The organism is Bordetella hinzii LMG 13501 (assembly GCF_001548475.1).
Taxonomy (GTDB): Bacteria; Pseudomonadota; Gammaproteobacteria; order Burkholderiales; family Burkholderiaceae_B; genus Bordetella; species Bordetella hinzii.
Window position 1 is genome coordinate 21,567 of the sequence record NZ_LRUJ01000012.1, and the last position, 20,353, is coordinate 41,919.

The following is a 20,353-nucleotide window of genomic DNA, read 5'->3' on the forward strand; positions in this document are numbered from 1 at the left end:
CACGGAAAGGGGGAAGAGCATTGCGCGTTGCCGGATGGATGGGAAGCTGGGTTCATGACATCACGCCCGCTGTCCTGCGCAGCGATGCGATGGCCGGCCTGCTCGGCGCCCTGCTCGTGCTGCCGCAGGGCATGGCGTTTGCCCTGCTGGCGGGCCTGCCGCCGCAATACGGGCTCTATACCGCGGTCGTGCCTTGCGTGATCGCGGGCTTGTTCGGCTCGAGCCGGCATGTATTGTCGGGTCCGACGAACGCGAACTCGCTGGCCTTGTTCGCGGTGCTCGCGCCCATGGCCGTGCCCGGCTCGCAAGGCTATGTCGAACTGGCGCTGGCCGTCACGGTGCTGGTTGGGCTGATGCAGCTGGCCGTGAGTCTGCTTCGCCTGGGCGTGCTGGCCAATTTCATTTCCCCGGCGGCCTTGTTCGGGTTTACCAGCGGTGCTGCGATCCTGATCGCCCTGCATGCCCTGAAGGATGCCTTCGGCATTGCCCGCGATGCCGCGCACGGCCTGTCGGAAACCTTCTCGGCGCTGTTTGCCGGCGAGGTCAGCGCAGCCGCCATCGCCGTGACTCTCGCCACCCTGGCCTGCGCCCTGGCGGTGCGGCGCTGGGACCGGCGCCGGCCGCACATGCTTGCCGGCCTGGCGGCGGGCACGGCCGCGGGCTGGCTGGCCGGTTTGTTCGGCCCCGGCGTTGCCGTCCTGGGACCGATCGCGCAGCCCCTGCCGCCGCTGCATATTCCCGACGTGGACTGGCGGCGCCTGCCGGACATGCTGGGCGTCGCCGTGCCCTTGACCATCGTGGCCCTGGCGCAGTCCATCTCCATCGCCAAGGCGGTCGCCCAGCGTTCGGGCCAACCCATCGATCCTAATCGCGAGTTCTTCGGCCAGGGCCTGTCCAATGCCGTGGGCGGGCTGTTCTCCTGTTATCTGTCCTGCGGCTCGCTGAATCGTTCGATGCCCAATTACGAGGCGGGGGCGCGCACGCCGCTGGCGGCCGTATTCTCGGCGCTGATCCTGGTGGCCCTGGTCCTGCTCAGCGCCCCCCTGCTGGCGCACATTCCCTATGCCGCGATCGCCGGTCTGCTGCTGCTGGTGGCCTGGACGCTGTTGGACGTGCCGCGTTGGCGCTGGCTGGCACGGGTGGACCGCAACGAGGCCATGATCGCCGCGGCCACGCTGGCCGCGACCCTGTTCATCCGCATGGAAGTGGCCATCATGCTGGGCGCCTTGCTGTCGCTATCGGCCTATCTTTACCGCACCTCGCGTCCGGCCATGCGCGTCATGGGCTTCGACGCCAAGGATCCCGCGCGCCATTTCATCGTGCGCGAAGGCCATGATTCGGCGCTGCCGGAGTGCCCGCAACTGCGCCTGCTGCGCATGGAGGGGTCGGTCTATTTCGGCGCTGCAGCCTATGTGGACGAGCGGCTGGGCATCCTGCGCCAGAATGGCGCCCCGCATCTGCTGGTCATGACCAAGAGCATGAACTTCATCGACCAGGCTGGAGCCCAGGTCTGGGAGGACGAGCTCAAGCGCCGGCGCGAAGCGGGAGGCGATCTCTATTTCCATCGCCCGCGGCCCGAGGTGCTGGCGACCTGGCGGCGCACCGGCTTCATCGAACGCCTCGGGCAGGACCACATTTTTCCCGACAAGACCACGGCGATTGCCAGCATCTACCAGCGCCTGGATCCCGCGGTGTGCCGGGCTTGCGAGGCTCGCTGTTTCCGCGAGTGCGGGCCGCCGGGCACGGCGCATCAGTCCGGCCAGGCCGGCAGCGCCGCGCCGCCGGAAGCAAAGCGCGAGACATCATAGGCCGGCGGCGCCGGGGCCGCTTCTTGCGTGGGGGGCGCGGGGGCCGTCGAGGCGGGCCGGGGCGGCTTGGACAAGTCGCGCATCCGATAGGCCACGGGGTCCGGCAGTTGCAGCCGGCTGCCGTCGACGTAGTGCGGCGATTCCTGTCCCTCCCCGGCGCCGACAAACAAGCCCATGGTGGATTGATGGTCGATCTTGCGGTACTGGATGGGCCCCAAGGGGGTGTCCAGCGCGAGTCCTTGCAGCGCGTCGGCGAGTTTTTCCGCGTCGGTGGATTGCGCCACGCGCAGGGCCTGCGCCAGGCTCTGGAGCGCAATATAGCCTTGCAGGGCCGGCAGGGTGGGGAGGCGGCCCGTGCGGGCCTGGTAGGCCGAAGCAAACGCGGCCTGGCTGTCTGAATCGCCATGGGTGGCGGCGATCCAGCCCGCGGGCGCGGGGCCGGGCAGGTCTTCGCCGTGTGTCAGGACCGCGGGCAGGAGATCGGCTTGCGGCTGCGCCCGCATGAGGCGGGCAAAGGCGGCCAGGTCGGGGCCGTCCAGGGCCAGGAGCAAGGCCTGCGGACGGCTTTCGTCAATGGCGCGCAGCAGCCCGGCATCGACCTGGCCGGGCGCGACGGCCAGGCGGCTGACGATCTCGGTCTTGGACTGGAAAGCCGTCATCATGGAGGCGAAGGTGGCGGCCTCTTCCTGGCCCCGTTGCGACGCCGTATAGACAAGCGCCCAGCGCTTCTGGCGCAGGGCCAGCGCGCGCGGCGCCAGCGCGGCGATCCGCATGCGGGTGGAGGGCGGCAGGCGGAAGGTGTAGCGATTGCCCTCTTGCCAGATCAGGCGGTCGGTCTGCGCGCGCCCGGCAAGGTAGGGCAGGCGCCATGCGGCGGCCTGGTGGGACGTCTGCAGCGCCAAGGCGTCGTCCGGGTTCCCGTCGAACAGCAGGGAGATGTCGGCCGGCCGCGCCGCGCCCGCCTGGACGTCCACGGCGACGACCTCCAGCGGGCGGCCCAGCACGCCTGCCGCCTGGTTGATTTCGTCCAGCGCCATGCGCCAGCCCTGTCCGAAATCGCTGGTATCGGCCTGGGCATGGGCTTCGCCCAGCCGGATGGGGACGGGCGGTTCGGCATGGGCGGCGCCCGCCACCAGGGACAGGCCGACAACGAAGGCGAAAGGAAAGCGCATGGGCGGACAGGAGTGGCGTCTTTGCGCCGAGTGTAGCGGCGCCCGCGGCGGGCCGGCGGGCCGAGGTGGCGCCATATCCTGCCACTTTCCGGCCGCGAAAAGCAAAAAGCCCTGCATGAGCAGGGCTTTTGACCAGGCCAGGCTGAATTACTTCAGCTTGGTTTCCTTGTAGTCAACGTGCTTGCGGGCGACCGGATCAAACTTCTTGATCAGCATCTTCTCGGGCATGTTGCGCTTGTTCTTGGTGGTCGTGTAGAAATGGCCCGTGCCGGCGGTCGACTCGAGCTTGATCTTTTCGCGGATACCTTTGGCCATGTCGGGCTCCTAGTATGAATTTGCAGTTCGTGGCGCTACGTGGCGCACAGAGTGGGGCGTGTGGTGACTAAGCGGTGGGCGATGCCGGGCTTAGACCACTTCGCCGCGTGCGCGCAGGTCGGCCAGCACGGCGTCGATGCCGTTCTTGTCGATCGTGCGGATGGCCTTGGCCGACACGCGCAGGCGAACCCAGCGGTTTTCGCTCTCGACCCAGAAACGGCGCGACTGCAGGTTGGGCAGGAAGCGACGCTTGGTCTTGTTGTTCGCGTGCGAAACATTGTTGCCCACCATCGGGCCCTTGCCGGTTACTTGGCAAACACGTGCCATGGATGCACCTCTTGTTTATTTGCCGGGTATGTCGCAAGGCCGAGGCATTGGGAGATATTCGCACCAGCGGTGATCAGGATCACCCGCCAGTCACCCAAAACCTGGATGAGGGCCGCCTCGCTGGGGTTGCCGTACTTGCTTGGCAGACCCGGGCTGGCCCGTGCTTATACCCGCTTAGCCGCTGACTAGAGAAAACCCAGGCAGAAGTAAGTAATGTGGCAACTACAAAGCATAGTAGTCGCGCACGGGATAGGGAATTAATGCTTAGTCATCGACTATACAACGAAAGGCAAGCCAAGGTCAAGCGCGGCGTCTTGCGATCCTGCCGGCGGCCCAGGACAGGCAGGCGCAACAGGCCAGCACCGTGGTCAAGGGCAGGGCGCTCTGGGTCTGCCAGATGCTGATCAGCAGGCCGGCCAGGGCGCCGCAGGACAGCTGCAGGGTGCCCAGCATGGCCGAGGCCGCGCCCAGGCGGCGGCCCTGCTCGGACAGGGCCAGCGCGGCGGAGTTCGGGTTCACAAAGCCCTGGCTGAACATATAGCCGACCAGGCAGGCCATCAGCACCGGCAGGCTCATGAGCCCGGCCACGGTCAGCAGCACCGCCGTCAGGCTGGCGACGGCCAGGGCGTTCTGGGCGCGGCGCTGCAGCGTGGCGGGCTGGTGGTGGCGCAGCAAGCGGGCGCTGATCTGCGACCCGATGATGAGGGCGGCGGCGTTGGCGCCGAACAGCAGGCCATAGTATTGCGGCGCGACGCCATAGAATTCGATGAAGATGCGTGGCGAACCGACGATATAGGCGAACATGCCGGCTTGGCCCAGCCCGCCGGACAGACTGTGGGCCAGGAAGGCGCGATGCGACAGCAGGGCGCGGTAGTTGCCGAAAATGGTGTGCCATCGCAAGGGCACCATGCGCTCGGGGGCGAGCGACTCCTTCATGATGAACACGACGCTGGCCAGCATGGCCGCGGCGGCCAGGGCCATGAGCCAGAACAGGCTGCGCCAGCCCACGATGGTGAGCAATTGCCCGCCCGCCAGCGGGGCCAGGATGGGGGCCAGGCCCATGATGAGCATGAGCAACGACATGGCGCGCGCCGCGTCCTGGGTTTCATAGTGGTCGCGGATCACCGCGCGCGGGATCACCACGCCGGCCGCGCCGCCCAGCGCCTGGATCACGCGCCAGCCGGTCAGGGTTTCGATGCTGCCCGCCAGCGCACAGCCCAGCGAGGCCATGATGTAGAGCACCAGCCCCGTCATCATGGGCAGTTTGCGCCCGTAGCGGTCGGCCAATGGTCCGTAGACCACCTGCGCCATGGCCAGTCCGATGAGGTAGGCGGCCAGCGTGCGTTCGACATCTCCCCGCGTGACGCCCAGGTTCTGGGCGATCGTGGGGAACGCCGGCAGATACATGTCGATCGAGAAGGGTCCGATCGCGGTGAGCGCACCCATCAGGATCAGCCAGCCGGGCAGGCTGCGGTCCAGGGTGTCGGAACGGGGGGAGGGCGGAGGCGAAGGTGGGGGCATCTGGCGGAAAAAGCGGCGGAAAACCTCGGCAGAGTCCGATTCTGTCCCGGAATACAGCCAAGCCGACGACTGTAGCACGCGCGACCTTACGTGCAAATTTCAACTGTTTTCCGATAAAGTCCCCCTGTCGTTCATGTTCAGTGGAGAGGGAATTGGTGAATCCTTTGCTGTCTGTTGTCGAACGCAAGCTCACCGCGCTGCCGGTGTCCGTGCAACTGCAAATGCCCGATGGAACCGTCCTGGGGCCGCCCGAAGCCAAGGTGCGCTTCATCGCCCGCGACAAGGGGGCGCTGGCCCACCTGGCCGAGGGCGCGGTCGGCGTGCTGGGCCAGGATTATGTCGAAGGGCGTATTGATATCCAGGGCCGCATGCGCGATGTGATGGCCGCCGCGGCCGCCCTGCTGCCGGGGTCGCCGGTCGAGGCGGCGCGGGGCGGCTGGCTGACCGAACTGATACGCAAGGTCACTTCCGTCTGGCGGCACTCCGTCGAGCGCGACGCCAAACAGATCGAGTTCCACTATGACCTGTCGGATGACTTCTACGCCTTGTGGCTGGATCCGCGCCGGGTCTACTCCTGCGCCTATTACCGCGAACCCGGGATGACACTGGCCCAGGCCCAGGAGGCCAAGCTGGATCTCATCTGCCGCAAGCTGCGGCTGCGCGAGGGCGAGCGCTTTCTGGATGTGGGCGCGGGCTGGGGCGGTCTCTTGCTCTGGGCGGCGGAAAACTACGGCGTGGACGCGACAGGCATCACGCTCTCGCGCAACCAGCATGCCCATGTGAACCGCCTGATCGAGGCCAAAGGCCTGTCCGGGCGGGTGCGCATGGAGCTGCTGGATTACCGCAAGCTCGACGAAAGCCAGCCCTACGACAAGATCGCCTCGGTCGGCATGTTCGAGCACGTGGGCCGCGCCCAGCTGCCTGGCTACTTTGCCAAGCTGCGCAATCTGGTCAAGCCGGGCGGCCTCATCATGAACCACGGCATCACCGCCGCAGGCGTCTACAACGCCGAGCTGGGCAGCGGCATGGGCGAGTTCATCGAGAAATACATCTTCCCGGGCGGCGAGCTGACCCATATCAGCAGTGTGCTCGAGGCGGTGACCGGAGGCGGGCTGGAGGCCTGCGACGTCGAAAACCTGCGGCCGCATTACGCGCGCACGCTATGGGCCTGGAGCGACGAGCTGGAGTCCAAGCTGGACGAGGCTTCGCGGATTCTGTCGGGCGAGCAGGGCGCGCGTTCGCTGCGCGCCTACCGGCTGTACCTGGCGGGTTGCGCCATGGCGTTCGAACATGGCTGGATCGCCTTGCATCAAATCCTGGTGAGCACCCCGGCCAAGGGCGATGACCAGGAGTTGAACTACCCGCCGGACCGCCAGTATCCCTGGCGACGCGAATACATGTACCAGGATGTCAAAGCCTGAAGACAGCCCCGCGAGGGGCTGTTTTTTTGCCCGGAATCCAGCCGCCGCCAGGCCTTGAAACCGACTTTACCCAGGTCAAAATCCAATAAATTGGTAACTTAATGAAACCAAGGCGTCGTGTTTTTTGTTGCACCGCAACGGGAGGGGAATGCCCGGCGCGGCGTCCTGCCGCTAAGGACTTTCCCTAGGCGCTGGAGGGGCGGAATGCTACGGAATGTAATCGCGAAAGCTTGGTCGCGTTGGCAAAATCGTCTAACATGCTGCCTTCTTCATTGAGTTTCTTTCAATTTTCTGCGCCGTGATTGCCGGGCCTGCCCGGGAAGAGTGGCGCTGTCATCCGGAAAGCCTGCCCCCCGGGCCGCGCTTTCTGCTGTGAGTGTCGGTTTGTATTGGCGGTTTTGCCCGTCTTCCGCACAACCCCCTTAGCTCCACGGCATGGCCAGCGATGTCTCGCATTGGCTGTGTCCCTGAACCTATGGAGGCAAAAGCCATGCGTTTCACCCCCTTGAAGGCCCTGGCCGCAACGGCCCTTCTTTCCGTTTTCGCCGGCGCCGCCCATGCCGCGCCCCAATGCGAAATCAAGCGCCCCGTGAAGTTTGGCGGGATGAACTGGGAATCCAACCTGGTCCTGGTCGACGTAGAACGTTTCATCATGGAAAAGGGTTACGGCTGCAAGACCGAAGTCCTGCCCACCGAGACCTTGCCCGCCCTGGCGGCCCTGGAGCGCGGCGATCTGGACATCAATACCGAGATCTGGCTGAACAGTGTCGCCGCGCCCTGGGAGAAGGCCGAAAAGACCGGCAAGGTCAAGCGCGTGGGCGATGTCTACCTGGGCGGCGAGGCCTGGTTCATCCCGCGCTACACGGCCGAGCGCTATCCCGAACTGAAGTCGGCGGCCGACCTGCCGAAGTTCAAGGACAAATTCAAGGATCCCGAAGAACCGGGCAAGGGGCGTTTCTACGGTTGCCCGGCCGGCTGGGGCTGCGAGGTGACGAGCGCCAATCTGTTCCACGCGCTCAAGCTCGATGACAGCTTCACCCTGTACTCGCCGGGTACCGGCGCCGCCCAGAAAGCGGCCTTGATGTCGGCCTACAAGCGCAAGCAGGATGTGGTGTTCTATTACTGGTATCCGACGCCCCTGGTGGGCGCCATGGACCTGGTCAAGCTGGAACTGCCGCCCTACGACGCCGAGAAGCACAAGTGCCTGACCGCGCCCAAGTGCGACAACCCCCAGCCCAGCGCCTATCCGGACAACCCCGTCTTCACGGCGGTGAACACCGCCTTCTCGCAAGAGGCGCCCCAGCTGACTGAATTCCTGTCCAAGGTGGCCGTGCCCCGCGAACAGATGGACGAAACGCTGGCCCACATGGAATCGTCGGGCGACGACTCCGCCGACGTGGCGCAGTGGTTCCTGAAGAACAAGGCCGATGTGTGGAAGAAGTGGGTGCCCGCCGATGTGGCCACCCGTGTCCAGGCCTCGCTCTGAGGCCATGCCGGCCCCTCCCCGGGGCCGGGGGCGGCCCTCCGCCCCCATCCGGCCGCGCTGGCCGCGATGATTTTCCCGAACATGCATTGACCGCCGCGATGGCATGCAATCTCCCGGAAGAGGAGTTCTCCGATGTTTCCTGAATGGATACCTGCGAAATCCGTACGCGGGGCGATCGACAGTTTCGTCGATCACCTGGTAACCAATTACGCCGACACCCTTGAAGCCCTGGCCAGTCCCGTGCTGAAGGTGCTGGTCTGGCTTGAACAATTGCTGCGCACCTCCCCTTGGTGGGCCGTGGTGCTGGCCACGGTGGCGATCGCCTGGCTGGTGAGCCGGCGCATCGGCTTGAGCGTGGCCATGGGCGCGCTGCTGTGCGTGATCGGCTTTCTCGGCCTGTGGGACGCCGGCATGCAGACGCTGGCGCTCATGATCATGGCCGCCGGCCTGTCGGTCGTCATCGGCATTCCGCTGGGCATTCTCATGGCCCGCGTGCAATGGCTGCGCTCGGCCATGCTGCCCGTGCTGGACGTGATGCAGACCATGCCCAGTTTCGTCTACCTGATCCCGGTGGTGATGCTTTTCGGCCTGGGCAAGATCCCGGCCCTGATCGCCACCGTCATCTATGCCGTGCCGCCCCTGATCCGCCTGACCGATCTGGGCATCCGTCTGGTGGACCGCGAGGTGCTCGAAGCCTCGCGCGCCTTCGGCGCCAATTCCCGCCAGCAGCTGTTCGGCGTGCAACTGCCGCTGGCCCTGCCCAACATCATGGCCGGCGTGAACCAGACCACGATGATGGCCCTGTCCATGGTGGTGATCGCTTCGATGATCGGGGCGCGCGGGCTGGGCTACGAGGTGCTGCTGGGCATCAACCGCCTGGAGGTGGGCCGTGGCCTGCTGGCGGGCCTGGGCATCGTGGTCCTGGCCGTATTGTTTGACCGTATTACGCAATCCTATGGACAGCGTGTGCGGGTGGGAGGCCAACGATGAGCAAGATTGAAGTCAAGAACATCTACAAGATCTTCGGGCCGCATCCGCAGAAATGCCTCAAGGCCGCGCAGGATGGCATCAGCAAGGAAGCGCTGCTGGCCGAGACCGGCCATACCCTGGGCCTGCGCAATATCAGCCTGTCGATAGACGAAGGCAGTATCTTCGTCATCATGGGTTTGTCCGGTTCCGGCAAGTCCACGCTGATCCGCCATTTCAATCGCCTGATCGAGCCCAGCGCCGGCCAGATCCTGGTCGATGGTGTCGACGTGGTGAGCTTGAACAAGCGCGATCTGGAGACTTTCCGCCAGAAGAAGATGAGCATGGTCTTTCAGCGCTTTGGCCTGTTCCCGCATCGCACGGTGCTGGACAACGCCGCCTACGGGCTGGCCGTACAGGGCGTGGCCCGGGCCGAGCGCGAACAGCGCGCCCGCCACTGGCTGGAGCAGGTAGGCCTGAGCGGCTTCGAGTCGCAGTATCCGCATCAGCTGTCCGGCGGCATGCAGCAGCGTGTCGGCCTGGCGCGGGCGCTGGCCACCGACGCCGAGATCTTGCTGATGGACGAGGCTTTCTCGGCCCTGGACCCGCTCATCCGGCGCGAGATGCAGGACCATCTGCTGCAGCTGCAGGCCAAGCTGAACAAGACCATCGTCTTCATCACGCACGATCTGGACGAGGCCCTGCGCCTGGGCAACCGCATCGCCATCCTCAAGGACGGCGAGCTGGTCCAGGAGGGCACGCCGGAGGACATCCTGCTCAGTCCGGCCAACGATTATGTGCAGGCCTTCCTGCAGGACGTGAACCGCACCAAGGTGCTGAATGCCGCGCATGCGGTCAATCCCTCGCGCCTGACGCTGACCATGCGCTCTCGTGCCGCGCATGCGCTGGAGCGCATGCGGGCGCTCAGCTACGAGTATGCCCCGGTGCTGGATGGCAAGCGGCTGGCGGGGATCCTGACCGAGCAGGCGGCCGTCCGGGCGCAAGAAGAAGGCGCCCGGGATGTGTCGCGCTATGTCGAGGATCTTGCCTCCGTGCCGGCCACGGCCGGCCTGGACCAGGTGTTGTCGCAGCTGGTGCACAGCGACCAGCCGGTGGCCGTCACCGGCGAGGACGATGAGTTCATCGGCATGCTCTCGCGCAAGAAGGTCGTCGAGTTGGTCGCGCCCGTGGTGGCCGAGAACAACGAGGCGGCCGCGCAGCAGGACGATCCGGGGAACACCCAGGGCTAAGCCTGGGCAGGCCGCCAAAGCGGGGCTATGATGGGACCCCTTCGTCAGGGGTCTTCCCCTTTTTCCCGGAATCCGCCATGCCCATCCTGAATGTCCAGATCATGCAGGGCCATACGCCCGCCGCCAAAGCCGCCTTGCTCAAGGGGCTCAGCCAGGCTGTCGTCGACAGCATCGCCGCGCCAGTCGCCAGCGTGCGTGTCACGCTGCACGAGGTGGCCCCGGAGCACGTCATCGTGGCCGGGGAGCTGGGCAAGGCAATGGCCCTCGTCACGGTGGACTTGATCGCCGGGCGCAGCGTCGAGCTCAAGGCCGCCCTGATCGCTGCCCTGAACCAGGCAGCCTGCGACAGCATCGGCATCAGCGGCCAGGACGTCCGGGTGGTGCTGCGCGACGTGCCCAAGACCGATATGGGCGTGGCCAATGGCCTGAGCGCGGCCGCCGCCGGACGCTAAGGCGCGAGTATGATGTTTCTCTGAGATAACCATTCAAGGAGGAACATCATGAAAGAAGTGCTAGTCGTCGCCGGCGCCCGTACCGCGATCGGCGATTTTGGCGGCGCCCTGAAGGATGTGGCGCCCTGCGACCTGGGCGCCACCGTCATCCGCGAGGCGCTGAACCGCGCCGGCGTCAAGGGCGACGAAGTGGGGCATGTCGCGGTGGGCAATGTCATTTGCACCGAGCCGCGCGACATGTATCTGTCCCGCGTGGCGGCCATCAGCGCCGGCATCAGCAAGGAAACCCCCGCTTTCAACGTCAACCGGCTGTGCGGCTCGGGCCTGCAGGCGGTGGTGTCGGCCGCCCAGGGCATCATGCTGGGAGACGCCGAGATCGCCGTGGCGGCCGGCGCCGAGAGCATGAGCCGCGCGCCGTACATCGCCCAGGGCCAGCGCTGGGGCGCGCGCATGGGCGACAGCGTCATGATCGACATGATGACCGGCGCGCTGTCGGACCCCTTTGGCCGCATGCACATGGGTGTGACGGCGGAAAATGTGGCGGCGCGTTTCGGGATCAGCCGCGCCGACCAGGATGCCTTGGCCGCCGAGTCGCACCGCCGCGCCAGCGCCGCCATCGCCGCCGGCCATTTCAAGGATCAGATCATCCCGGTCACCCTCAAGACCCGCAAGGGCGATGTGGTCTTCGAGGTGGACGAGCATGTGCGCGGCGATGTGACCGCCGAGAGCCTGTCCAAGCTCAAGCCGGTGTTCCAGAAAGAAAACGGCACGGTCACCGCGGGCAACGCATCGGGCCTGAACGACGGCGCGGCGGCGCTCGTGCTCATGGAAAGCAGCGTGGCCGCCCGTCGCGGCGCCCGGCCCCTGGCCCGCCTGGTAGCCTATGCCCATTCGGGCGTGGACCCCGAAATCATGGGCATCGGGCCCGTGCCGGCGACGCAGGCCGTGCTCAAGCGCGCCGGGCTGACCGTGGACCAGCTCGACGTCATCGAGGCCAACGAGGCCTTCGCCGCCCAGGCTTGCGCCGTGACGCGCGAACTCAAGCTGGACCCGGCCAAGGTCAATCCCAATGGCAGCGGCATCAGCCTGGGCCATCCCATCGGCGCGACCGGCGCCATCATCACCGTCAAGGCCTTGTACGAGCTGCAGCGCGTCAAGGGCCGCTATGCGCTGGTGACGATGTGCATCGGCGGCGGGCAGGGCATCGCGGCGGTGTTCGAGCGCGTCTGAACCCGGTCCCGGAAAACAGGCGGCCCTGCGGCCGCCTTTTTTTGCAGCTTGCGGTTTCAGTAGCCCAGCGACTCGATGCGATAGGCCCGCTGCCCGGTGGCCAGCCAGCCTCGCGGCTGCCGGCTGTCGAGGCTCAGGCGCAGCGTGCTGCCCAGCCTGAAGGCCTGGAGCAGCCTGTCGGTTTCGGGGCTGGAAAGCGGCGCATCCAGGCAGCCCGCGGCCGTGGGGCTGCCGCGCTGGCTGAATAGCGCGCAGGCCCTGCCTTCCAGCCGCTGGAGCATGCCGACCTGCACGTCGAGATAGCGCAGGTGGCCCTGCTCATCGGGCAGGACGGGCCGGGGAGCGCGATCGGCGTGCAAGGTGGCGGACAGGCCCAGGCAGAGGTTGCGCGGCAGGCTGTCGGCCTCGGCCGGCGGCGTGGCAAGCAGCGTGCCGCCTTCCGGGCGGCTGAGGTATTTGCCGTCGGCCAGGCCATAGGCGCCGGGGGGTAATGCGCGCAGCTGCGAGACCAGTTCGGGCTGGCGGGCTTGCTCGACCGACAAGGCTTGATAGAAATCGGGACAGTGCCCATGGCCGGGACCGACGAGCAGTGGGCGCGGCCAGGGTTGCGCCTGGGCCGCGCCGGCCAGCATGCAGGCCAGCAACAGCAAGGGCCGGCGGGCAAGAGGCAGGATGGGCATGCGCGGGCCTGCTAGGGCTGGATCTGCGTGATGCGGAAGGCTTCCTGGGTCTGCACGGGCGCGTAGCGCTTGGTGTGGTCCAGGTAGACCTTGAGCGGGCGATTTTCGATCAGGCTGTCCGCCAGGCGCGAGGCCTCGCGGGCGGGAGCGCAGCCGGCGACGACCAGTTCCTGCCCGCGGCCGAAGAGCGCGCAGACGATATCGGCTCGGCGCTCCAGGGCGAGGGTGCGGACATCGGAATAGAAGCCTATGCCCTGGGCGTCCAGCTTGCGCCTGGGACCCGCCGGATCGCGGTATTCCGTCCGGACCCCGCTCATCAGGTCCTGCGCCCAGGGCGGGACCTGGCCGATCATCCCGCCTTGCTGCATGAAGGAGAAAGCCCGCGCCGGCCCGGCCGCCGGCATGGCGGCCAGCAGCACGAGCGCCAGGCGGCATGCAGGATGATAAAAGGGACGCATTTGGTCGGTCCTGGGGACATAAAGGATCGACCATACCGAGCGCTGGCGAGGCCCAGGGCCGCCGGGCGGGAGAATCAGCCCAGTCTGTCAGGCCGGCAGCGAGGGCGCGTACTGCTGTTGCGGCGATTGTTTCTTGCGGTGGAAATCCACCACATGGCGCACGACCTTCTCCGGATCGTCCTCGATGATGAAAAGATCCAGGTCATGGGCGCCGATCATGCCGTTGCCCAGCAGCTGCTCGCCCAGCCAATCGATCATGCCGTGCCAGAACTCGCTGCCCACCAGCACGATGGGCGCCGGCGGCACCTTGCCTGTCTGGATGAGGGTCAGGGCCTCGAACAGCTCGTCCAGGGTGCCAAAGCCCCCGGGCATGGATACATAGGCCATGCTGTGCATGAAGAAGGTGGCCTTGCGGGAGTAGAAGTACTCGAACGACAGGCTGATGGTCTGGTAGGCGTTGTTGTGGGCCTCGTGCGGCAGGCTGATATTCAGGCCTATGCTGGTGCCGCCAGCCTCGTAGGCGCCTTTGTTGGCGGCTTCCATGATGCCGGGGCCGCCGCCGGCGATGACCGCGAAACCCTCGCGGGCCAGGGCCGCCGAAATGGCGACGCTGGTCTCATAATAGGGAGAGTTACGGCTGATCCGGGCGCTGCCGAACACGCTCACGGCCGGCCCGATATCCGCCAGCCTTTCGGCCGCGGTCCGTATCTCTGACATAATCACCGGAATTTGTTTGCCGGCGGGTGTGTCCATCTCTGCCTTTGTAACCATGAAAAAAACCTTGTTGCTGGTAGACGGTTCGAGCTACTTGTACCGCGCTTTCCATGCCATGCCGGATTTGCGCAATGCCCAGGGAGAACCGACCGGGGCGCTCTATGGCGTGATCAACATGCTGCGCAAGTTGGTCCAGGACCACAAAGCAGAGTATGCCGCATGTATTTTCGATGCGCGCGGCAAGACTTTCCGCGATGACCTCTATCCCGAATATAAATCGCATCGTCCGCCGATGCCCGAGGACCTCGCCGCGCAGATCGAGCCCATCCATGCGGCGGTCCGCGCCCTGGGATGGCCGGTGTTCGCCGTCGAGGGCGTCGAGGCCGACGACATCATCGCCACGCTGGCGCGCCGCGCCACCGAGGAAGGCCTGCATACCGTGGTGTCAACGGGTGACAAGGACTTGGCCCAGTTGGTCAACCCCCAGGTCACGCTGGTCAATACCATGACGGGCGAGGTGCTGGACGAAGCGGGCGTGGTCAACAAGTTCGGTGTGCCGGCCGAGCGCATCGTGGACTACCTGATGCTGGTGGGCGATGCCGTGGACAATGTGCCGGGCGTGACCAAGGTCGGGCCCAAGACCGCGGTGAAGTGGCTGAGCGAATTCGGCTCCATCGACCGGCTGGTCGAGCATGCCGACACCATCAAAGGCGTGGCCGGCAACAATCTGCGCGAGGCGGTGGCGCGTTTCCCCTTGACCCGCCAGCTGCTGACGGTCAAGGACGACTGCGATCTGGGCGCCTTTCTTTCTTCGCCCGAAGACCTCAAGCCGCGCGAGCCGGATCGCGAGACGCTGGGCGCGCTCTACGACCGCTACGGTTTCCGGACCTGGCTGCGCGAGCTATCGGGCGATGCCGAGCGCGTGCCCACGGGCGATGCGCGCGCCGCCGAGGTGGCGCACGAAGCGCCCGCCGAACAGCACTACCAGATCATTACGGAGTGGACGGACCTGGAAGCCTGGATGGCCCGCGTGGATGCGGCCAGCCTGGTCGCCCTGGACACCGAGACCACCTCGCTGGACGAGATGCAGGCCAGGCTGGTGGGCATATCCATGGCCGTGGAGCCCGGCGTGGCCTGCTATATCCCGCTGGCGCACCGGGGGCCGGAGGCCGGCACGCAACTGCCCCGTCACGAAGTCCTGGAGCGCCTGCGCGGCTGGTTGGAAGACCCGCTGCGCCCCAAGCTGCTGCATCACGCCAAATATGACACGCATGTGTTCGCCAACGAGGGCGTGGCGCTGCGCGGTGTCGCCGAAGACACCATGCTGCAGGCCTATGTGCTGGAGTCGCATCGCGGCGTGGGCCTGAACGACCTGGCCCAGCGTTTCCTGGGCCGCAGCGGCATCAACTACGAAGACCTGTGCGGCAAGGGCGCCAAGCAGATCGGCTTTGACGAGGTGGCGGTGGACAAGGCGGGCTTCTACGCCGCCGAGGATGCCGACTTCACCCTGCAGCTGCATCGCGCGCTGCGCCCGCGCGTGGCGGCTGACGCCGGCCTGGAGCGCATCTACGCCCTGGAGCTCGAGGTCTCGCGCGTGCTGGTCGTGATCGAGCGTAACGGTGTGAAGGTCGATGCCGCCGAGCTGGGCCGCCAAAGCCATGACCTGGGCCGCGAGATGCTGAGCCTGGAGCAGAAGGCCTATGAGCTGGCCGGCCAGCCCTTCAATCTCAATTCGCCCAAGCAGCTGGGTGAAATCCTTTTCGGGCGCATGGGCCTGCCGGTGGTGCGCAAGACCGCGGGCGGCGCGCCTTCGACCGACGAAGAGGTGCTGTCCAAGCTGGCGCAGGACTATCCGCTGCCGCAGGTGCTGCTCGAATATCGCGGGCTGTCCAAGCTGAAGTCCACCTATACCGATAAGCTGCCGCGCATGATCAATCCGGCCACCGGCAGGGTCCACACCCATTATTCGCAGGCCGCGGTCATTACCGGGCGCCTGGCGTCTTCCGACCCCAATCTGCAGAACATCCCGGTGCGCACCGAGGCGGGGCGCCGCGTGCGGGAGGCCTTCGTGGCGGAAAACGGCGGCTTGCTGCTGTCGGCCGACTATTCGCAGATCGAGTTGCGCATCATGGCGCACGTCTCCGACGATGCCAATCTGCAAGGCGCGTTCGCCGCCGGCGAGGATATCCACCGCGCCACGGCGTCCGAGGTCTTCGGCGTGCCGCTGGCCGAAGTCTCCAGCGAGCAGCGCCGCGCGGCCAAGGCCATCAACTTCGGCCTGATCTACGGCATGGGCGTGTTCGGCCTGGCTTCCAATCTGGGCATTACGCGCGATGCCGCCCAGGCCTATATCGACCGCTATTTCACGCGCTATCCGGGCGTGGCCCGTTATATGGATGACACGCGCCGCCTGGCGCGCGAGCAGGGCTATGTCGAAACCGTGTTCGGCCGCCGCCTGCAGTTGCCCGATATCCGGGCCGCGTCGGGGCCGCGCCGCCAGGGCGCCGAGCGTGCCGCGATCAATGCCCCCATGCAGGGCACCGCGGCTGACCTCATCAAACTGGCCATGGTGGCCGTGCAGGATTGGCTGACGGCCGAGAACATGCGCGCCCGCCTCATCATGCAGGTGCACGATGAACTGGTGCTCGAAGCGCCCGAAGCCGAGGTCGAGGCCCTGCGCCTGGCCGTGCCGCGCCTGATGAGCGAGGTGGCGACGCTGCGGGTGCCGCTTATCGCCGAGGTCGGCGTGGGCCGCAACTGGGAGCAGGCGCACTGAGTCCGGCGCGCAGGCGCTTTTCCTCGCGCGCCACCAGCACTGCCCCGGCCAGCACCAGGCCGGCCAGCGCATACCAGGTCAGGGCATAGACCAAGTGGTTGTCGGCAAAGCGCAGCACCGTCAGGCCGCCAGCCGGTGCGCGCGCCGGATCGGACGCGCCAGGCGCCGCATCGGCGTCGATGAAGTAGGGCGCCACCACGCCCAGGCCGCGCGCCCGGGCGATGCCTTGCACGTCGCGCGAGTACCAGCGGTCGGCCGCGGGGTCATTGCGGCGCAGAAACCCCCAGCCGGGCTCGCCCATGCGCAGCAGCCCATTGACCGTGACCGCTTCCGGCGCCGCCGGCGCCTGACGCCATTGCGGCAGCACGAAACCCCGGTTCACGAACAGGATGCTGCCGTCATCGCGCAAGAGCGGCGTCATGACCCAGTATCCGTCGCCCATCGCGGTCACCGCCTTGACCAGGGCCTGCCGGCTGTAGTCATAGCGCCCCGTTGCGCTGACGCGGCGGTACTCCGCATTGGCGGCCGTCAGGCCGGCCCACAGCGCCGCGCCGGGCGCGGGGACGCGGTCGGCCTGCAGGCGCGCCTGGACCTGCGCGATCAGCTCGTGCTTGAAGGCCCGCCGCTGCAATTGCCAACTGCCCAGGGCGCACAGCGTGAAGAAGGCCAGGGCCGCGGCAAGGGCCAGGATGGCCAGGGTGCCGGCGCGGCGCGGCGGCCTGTTGCGTGGCGTATCGTCAAGGGATGTTGCGCCAGTCATGCGTGGTCATGGGCATCATGTTGGCGTCCAGGTGGTACATGATCCAGATCGAGCCGCTCAGGGTGATCACGACCAGCACCAGGGTGAAGATCAGCGCCAGCATGTTCCAGCCGCTTTCCGACCTGGCGTCCATGTGCAGGAAGTAGACGATGTGCACGACGATCTGGACCGCGGCAAGAGCCAGGATCGCCAGCGCCGTGGTGCGCGAGGTCTCGAACACGCGGGCCATCACGATCCAGAACGGGATGGCCGTCAGGATGGCGGCCAGGATGAAACCCGTCACATAGCTCTTCAAGGTGCCATGCGGGGCCTCTTCGTGATGTCCGTCGTCGTCATGGCCGTGGGCGCTGTGGGCGTTCATGGCAGGACTCCCATGAGATAGACAAAGGTGAATACGCCGACCCAGATCAGGTCCAGGAAGTGCCAGAACATGGACAGGCACATCAGGCGCCGCCGATTGGCGGGGATGAGGCCGTGCATGCGCAGCTGCACCATCATCGTCGCCAGCCACACGATGCCGAAGGTGACGTGCAGCCCGTGCGTGCCGACCAGCGTGAAGAAAGAGGACAGGAAGGCGCTGCGTCCGGGGCCCGCGCCCTCGGCGATCAGATGGGCGAACTCGTAGAGCTCCAGCGAGAGGAAGCCCAGGCCGAGCACTCCCGTGACCGCCAGCCAGGCCTGTACGCCGCCCAGGCGCTTGCGCTGCATCTCCAGCATGGCAAAACCGTAAGTAATGGAGGACAGCAGCAGCAGCGAGGTGTTGACCGCGACCAGCGGCAGGTCGAAGAGTTCGGCGCCCGTCGGGCCGTCTGCATAGTTGCGGCCGAGCACGCCATAGGTGGCGAACAGGCAGGCGAAGATGAGGCAGTCGCTCATCAGGTAGACCCAGAAGCCCAGCAGCGTGCCGTTCTGGGGATGATGTTCGCCCGGTTCGTAGAAGACCAGTTCGGCGGCTCGGTCGGAGCCGCCTGCTTGAGGGGTGGCCAGGGTGTCAGACATGGCTTTCCAGTAGGCGGGTGCGCGCCGTTTCGGTGCGCAGGACTTCGTCGGCCGGCACGTAGTAGTCGCGCTGGTAATTGAAGGTGTGGACGATGCAGACCCCGATCAGGGCGGCAAAGGCCAGCACGGCCAGGGGCCACATATGCCAGATGAGGGCGAAACCCAGGGCCACGCTGATGCCGGCCAGCACGATGCCGGCCCAGGTGTTCTTGGGCATGTGGATGGGGATGAACCCGCCCTGGGGCCGCCGGTAGCCGTGCTGCTTCATCTGCCACCAGGCGTCCAGCTCATGCACGCGCGGCGTGAAGGCGAAGTTGTAGGCCGGCGGCGGCGAGGAGGTCGACCACTCCAGGGTACGTCCATCCCAGGGATCGCCCGTGGTATCGCGCAGGGATTCGCGGCGGCGATAGCTCACGATCAGCTGGATGATGAAGCTGGCGATGCCCAGCGCGATGAGCGCCGCGCCCAGCGCCGCCACCTGGAACCAGATCTGCAGCGACATGTCCTGGAAGTGGTTGACGCGGCGCGTCACGCCCATCAGGCCCAGCACGTAGAGCGGCATGAAGGCGACGTAGAACCCCACCAGCCAGAACCAGAACGAACACTTGCCCCAGAAGGGATCCAGGCGGTAGCCGAAGGCCTTGGGAAACCAGAACGTGATGCCGGCCATGAGACCGAACAGCACGCCGCCGATGATCACGTTGTGAAAGTGGGCGATCAGGAACAGGCTGTTGTGCAGCGCGAAGTCCGCCGGCGGAACCGCCAGCAGCACACCGGTCATGCCGCCGATCACGAAGGTGACCATGAAACCCAGCGTCCAGAGCATGGGAACTTCGAACTGGATGCGGCCGCGGTACATGGTGAACAGCCAGTTGAAGATCTTCGCTCCCGTGGGAATGGAGATGATCATCGTCGTGATGCCAAAAAAGGAATTGACGCTGGCCCCGGAGCCCATGGTGAAGAAGTGGTGCAGCCACACCAGATAGGACAGCACGGTGATCACCACGGTGGCGTACACCATGGAGGCATAGCCGAACAGGCGCTTGCGGCAGAAGGTGGCCACCACCTCCGAGAAGATGCCGAAGGCCGGCAAGATCAGGATGTAGACCTCGGGGTGGCCCCATATCCAGATCAGGTTCACATACATCATGGCGTTGCCGCCCAGTTCCGTCGTGAAGAAATTGGTGCCGACATAGCGGTCCATGCTGAGCAGGGCCAGGACAGCGGTCAGCACGGGGAAGGCCGCCACGATGAGCACATTGGTGCACAAGGCAGTCCAGGTGAAGATGGGCATGCGCATCATCTTCATGCCGGGGGCGCGCATCTTGACGATGGTCACCAGCAGATTGACCCCCGAGAGCAGGGTGCCCACGCCGGCGATCTGCAAGGCCCAGATGTAGTAGTCCACCCCTACGTCCGGGCTCGGGGCGATTCCGGACAGTGGCGGATAGGCCAGCCAGCCCGTGCGCGCGAATTCGCCGACGAACAGGGACATCATCACCAGCAGCGCGCCGCCGACCGTCATCCAGAAGCTGAAGTTGTTCAAGAAAGGAAACGCCACATCGCGCGCGCCGATCTGCAGCGGAACGATGTAGTTCATCAGGCCGGTGACCAGCGGCATGGCCACGAAGAAGATCATGATCACGCCATGCGCGGTGAAGATCTGGTCGTAGTGATGGGGCGGCAGATAGCCCGCCGAGTCGCCGAAGGCGATGGCCTGCTGCAGGCGCATCATGATGGCGTCGGCAAAGCCGCGCAGCAGCATGATCAGGCCCAGGACCATATACATGACGCCGATTTTCTTGTGGTCGATGCTGGTGAACCACTCGCGCCAGAGATAGCCCCATTTGCCGAAGTAGGTGATCGCGCCCAGCAGCGCCACGGCGCCCAGCGCCACGGCAATGAAGGTCGCCAGCAGAATCGGTTCGTGAAAGGGGATGGCCTCCCAGGTCAGGCGGCCGAAGATGAGGCTGTTGTGTTCTGGCTGGTCAATCATCTCGACTCCAGATAAAAATCGG

The 20,353-nt window shown here is 66.1% G+C and carries 19 protein-coding genes; 8 read left to right on the plus strand and 11 right to left on the minus strand.

What is annotated here, in order from left to right:
* Positions 1–38 precede the first annotated feature (38 nt).
* Entirely contained in the window at positions 39–1,808 is a 1,770-nt protein-coding gene (locus AXA74_RS10255; RefSeq protein ID WP_029578901.1) for a SulP family inorganic anion transporter, read from the plus strand.
* On the opposite strand, the gene AXA74_RS10260 is transcribed toward AXA74_RS10255, so the two are convergent.
* The 4 genes from AXA74_RS10260 to AXA74_RS10275 all read right to left on the minus strand — a co-directional run bounded on the left by AXA74_RS10260 (position 1,751) and on the right by AXA74_RS10275 (position 5,068).
* Positions 1,751–2,980 carry an ABC transporter substrate-binding protein gene (locus AXA74_RS10260; RefSeq protein WP_029578900.1) on the minus strand — a complete coding sequence of 410 codons (1,230 nt, stop codon included), beginning with the start codon at positions 2,978–2,980 and terminating at the stop codon, positions 1,751–1,753. The genes AXA74_RS10255 and AXA74_RS10260 overlap by 58 nt on opposite strands.
* Positions 2,981–3,127: 147 nt before the next feature.
* Complete coding sequence (gene rpmG / locus AXA74_RS10265; RefSeq protein WP_003810296.1) at positions 3,128–3,295, minus strand: 50S ribosomal protein L33; 168 nt, start codon at positions 3,293–3,295, stop codon at positions 3,128–3,130.
* 90 nt (positions 3,296–3,385) lie between these two features.
* Positions 3,386–3,622 carry a 50S ribosomal protein L28 gene (rpmB, locus tag AXA74_RS10270; RefSeq protein ID WP_029578899.1) on the minus strand — a complete coding sequence of 79 codons (237 nt, stop codon included), beginning with the start codon at positions 3,620–3,622 and terminating at the stop codon, positions 3,386–3,388.
* Between the two features lie 300 nt (positions 3,623–3,922).
* Positions 3,923–5,068, minus strand: a complete 1,146-nt coding sequence (locus AXA74_RS10275) for a multidrug effflux MFS transporter (RefSeq protein WP_032959549.1) — start codon at positions 5,066–5,068, stop codon at positions 3,923–3,925.
* Positions 5,069–5,298: 230 nt separating this feature from the next.
* Here AXA74_RS10275 and AXA74_RS10280 point away from each other — a divergent pair, with 230 nt between their 5' ends.
* The 6 genes from AXA74_RS10280 to AXA74_RS10305 all read left to right on the plus strand — a co-directional run bounded on the left by AXA74_RS10280 (position 5,299) and on the right by AXA74_RS10305 (position 11,948).
* A complete protein-coding gene (locus AXA74_RS10280) occupies positions 5,299–6,564 on the plus strand; it encodes a class I SAM-dependent methyltransferase (protein ID WP_029578897.1) in 1,266 nt (421 codons plus the stop codon).
* 490 nt (positions 6,565–7,054) lie between these two features.
* The gene (locus AXA74_RS10285) at positions 7,055–8,050 is read left to right on the plus strand and encodes an ABC transporter substrate-binding protein (protein WP_032979736.1); all 996 of its coding nucleotides are present in this window, start codon (positions 7,055–7,057) and stop codon (positions 8,048–8,050) included.
* Positions 8,051–8,182: 132 nt separating this feature from the next.
* On the plus strand, positions 8,183–9,040 hold the full coding sequence (locus AXA74_RS10290; RefSeq protein WP_029578895.1) for an ABC transporter permease: 858 nt from the start codon (positions 8,183–8,185) through the stop codon (positions 9,038–9,040).
* Positions 9,037–10,266: a quaternary amine ABC transporter ATP-binding protein gene (locus AXA74_RS10295; RefSeq protein ID WP_029578894.1), complete on the plus strand. Its 1,230-nt coding sequence runs from the start codon at positions 9,037–9,039 to the stop codon at positions 10,264–10,266. The genes AXA74_RS10290 and AXA74_RS10295 overlap by 4 nt, the downstream gene beginning before the upstream one ends.
* Before the next feature lie 77 nt (positions 10,267–10,343).
* Positions 10,344–10,718: a tautomerase family protein gene (locus AXA74_RS10300; protein WP_029578893.1), complete on the plus strand. Its 375-nt coding sequence runs from the start codon at positions 10,344–10,346 to the stop codon at positions 10,716–10,718.
* Positions 10,719–10,766: 48 nt separating this feature from the next.
* Positions 10,767–11,948, plus strand: a complete 1,182-nt coding sequence (locus tag AXA74_RS10305; RefSeq protein WP_029578892.1) for an acetyl-CoA C-acyltransferase family protein — start codon at positions 10,767–10,769, stop codon at positions 11,946–11,948.
* A 56-nt stretch (positions 11,949–12,004) separates the two neighbouring features.
* Here the strand turns inward: AXA74_RS10305 and AXA74_RS10310 are convergent, their stop codons facing one another.
* From AXA74_RS10310 to AXA74_RS10320, 3 genes are all read right to left on the minus strand, one after another.
* Positions 12,005–12,628 carry a toxin gene (locus AXA74_RS10310; protein WP_032955272.1) on the minus strand — a complete coding sequence of 208 codons (624 nt, stop codon included), beginning with the start codon at positions 12,626–12,628 and terminating at the stop codon, positions 12,005–12,007.
* A gap of 11 nt (positions 12,629–12,639) precedes the next feature.
* Positions 12,640–13,086, minus strand: a complete 447-nt coding sequence (locus AXA74_RS10315) for a hypothetical protein (RefSeq protein ID WP_032979733.1) — start codon at positions 13,084–13,086, stop codon at positions 12,640–12,642.
* Between the two features lie 87 nt (positions 13,087–13,173).
* Positions 13,174–13,839 (minus strand): LOG family protein, encoded by a 666-nt coding sequence (locus AXA74_RS10320; protein WP_032955273.1) that lies wholly within the window; start codon positions 13,837–13,839, stop codon positions 13,174–13,176.
* A 16-nt stretch (positions 13,840–13,855) separates the two neighbouring features.
* On the opposite strand from AXA74_RS10320, the gene polA reads away from it, so the two are divergent.
* Positions 13,856–16,576, plus strand: a complete 2,721-nt coding sequence (polA, locus tag AXA74_RS10325) for a DNA polymerase I (RefSeq protein ID WP_032955274.1) — start codon at positions 13,856–13,858, stop codon at positions 16,574–16,576.
* On the opposite strand, the gene AXA74_RS10330 is transcribed toward polA, so the two are convergent.
* The 4 genes from AXA74_RS10330 to cyoB are packed head-to-tail and all read right to left on the minus strand — an operon-like array spanning position 16,530 to position 20,331.
* Positions 16,530–17,336 carry an SURF1 family protein gene (locus AXA74_RS10330; protein ID WP_051594011.1) on the minus strand — a complete coding sequence of 269 codons (807 nt, stop codon included), beginning with the start codon at positions 17,334–17,336 and terminating at the stop codon, positions 16,530–16,532. The genes polA and AXA74_RS10330 overlap by 47 nt on opposite strands.
* Entirely contained in the window at positions 17,314–17,697 is a 384-nt protein-coding gene (gene cyoD / locus AXA74_RS10335) for a cytochrome o ubiquinol oxidase subunit IV (protein WP_032979731.1), read from the minus strand. Before cyoD ends, AXA74_RS10330 begins: the two co-directional genes overlap by 23 nt.
* Complete coding sequence (cyoC, locus tag AXA74_RS10340; protein WP_029578886.1) at positions 17,694–18,335, minus strand: cytochrome o ubiquinol oxidase subunit III; 642 nt, start codon at positions 18,333–18,335, stop codon at positions 17,694–17,696. The genes cyoD and cyoC overlap by 4 nt, the downstream gene beginning before the upstream one ends.
* Positions 18,328–20,331, minus strand: a complete 2,004-nt coding sequence (gene cyoB / locus AXA74_RS10345) for a cytochrome o ubiquinol oxidase subunit I (RefSeq protein WP_032979729.1) — start codon at positions 20,329–20,331, stop codon at positions 18,328–18,330. Before cyoB ends, cyoC begins: the two co-directional genes overlap by 8 nt.
* Positions 20,332–20,353 lie beyond the last annotated feature (22 nt).

Bases quoted from the DNA above. Each gene is read 5' to 3' on its own strand.
- AXA74_RS10255 (WP_029578901.1), top strand. From the start codon at position 39: ATGGGAAGCTGGGTTCATGACATCACGCCCGCTGTCCTGCGCAGCGAT.
- AXA74_RS10260 (WP_029578900.1), bottom strand. From the start codon at position 2,980: ATGCGCTTTCCTTTCGCCTTCGTTGTCGGCCTGTCCCTGGTGGCGGGC.
- rpmG (WP_003810296.1), bottom strand. From the start codon at position 3,295: ATGGCCAAAGGTATCCGCGAAAAGATCAAGCTCGAGTCGACCGCCGGC.
- rpmB (WP_029578899.1), bottom strand. From the start codon at position 3,622: ATGGCACGTGTTTGCCAAGTAACCGGCAAGGGCCCGATGGTGGGCAAC.
- AXA74_RS10275 (WP_032959549.1), bottom strand. From the start codon at position 5,068: ATGGGTGCGCTCACCGCGATCGGACCCTTCTCGATCGACATGTATCTG.
- AXA74_RS10285 (WP_032979736.1), top strand. From the start codon at position 7,055: ATGCGTTTCACCCCCTTGAAGGCCCTGGCCGCAACGGCCCTTCTTTCC.
- AXA74_RS10290 (WP_029578895.1), top strand. From the start codon at position 8,183: ATGTTTCCTGAATGGATACCTGCGAAATCCGTACGCGGGGCGATCGAC.
- AXA74_RS10295 (WP_029578894.1), top strand. From the start codon at position 9,037: ATGAGCAAGATTGAAGTCAAGAACATCTACAAGATCTTCGGGCCGCAT.
- AXA74_RS10300 (WP_029578893.1), top strand. From the start codon at position 10,344: ATGCCCATCCTGAATGTCCAGATCATGCAGGGCCATACGCCCGCCGCC.
- AXA74_RS10305 (WP_029578892.1), top strand. From the start codon at position 10,767: ATGAAAGAAGTGCTAGTCGTCGCCGGCGCCCGTACCGCGATCGGCGAT.
- AXA74_RS10310 (WP_032955272.1), bottom strand. From the start codon at position 12,628: ATGCCCATCCTGCCTCTTGCCCGCCGGCCCTTGCTGTTGCTGGCCTGC.
- AXA74_RS10315 (WP_032979733.1), bottom strand. From the start codon at position 13,086: ATGCGTCCCTTTTATCATCCTGCATGCCGCCTGGCGCTCGTGCTGCTG.
- AXA74_RS10320 (WP_032955273.1), bottom strand. From the start codon at position 13,839: ATGGACACACCCGCCGGCAAACAAATTCCGGTGATTATGTCAGAGATA.
- polA (WP_032955274.1), top strand. From the start codon at position 13,856: ATGAAAAAAACCTTGTTGCTGGTAGACGGTTCGAGCTACTTGTACCGC.
- AXA74_RS10330 (WP_051594011.1), bottom strand. From the start codon at position 17,336: ATGACTGGCGCAACATCCCTTGACGATACGCCACGCAACAGGCCGCCG.
- cyoD (WP_032979731.1), bottom strand. From the start codon at position 17,697: ATGAACGCCCACAGCGCCCACGGCCATGACGACGACGGACATCACGAA.
- cyoC (WP_029578886.1), bottom strand. From the start codon at position 18,335: ATGTCTGACACCCTGGCCACCCCTCAAGCAGGCGGCTCCGACCGAGCC.
- cyoB (WP_032979729.1), bottom strand. From the start codon at position 20,331: ATGATTGACCAGCCAGAACACAACAGCCTCATCTTCGGCCGCCTGACC.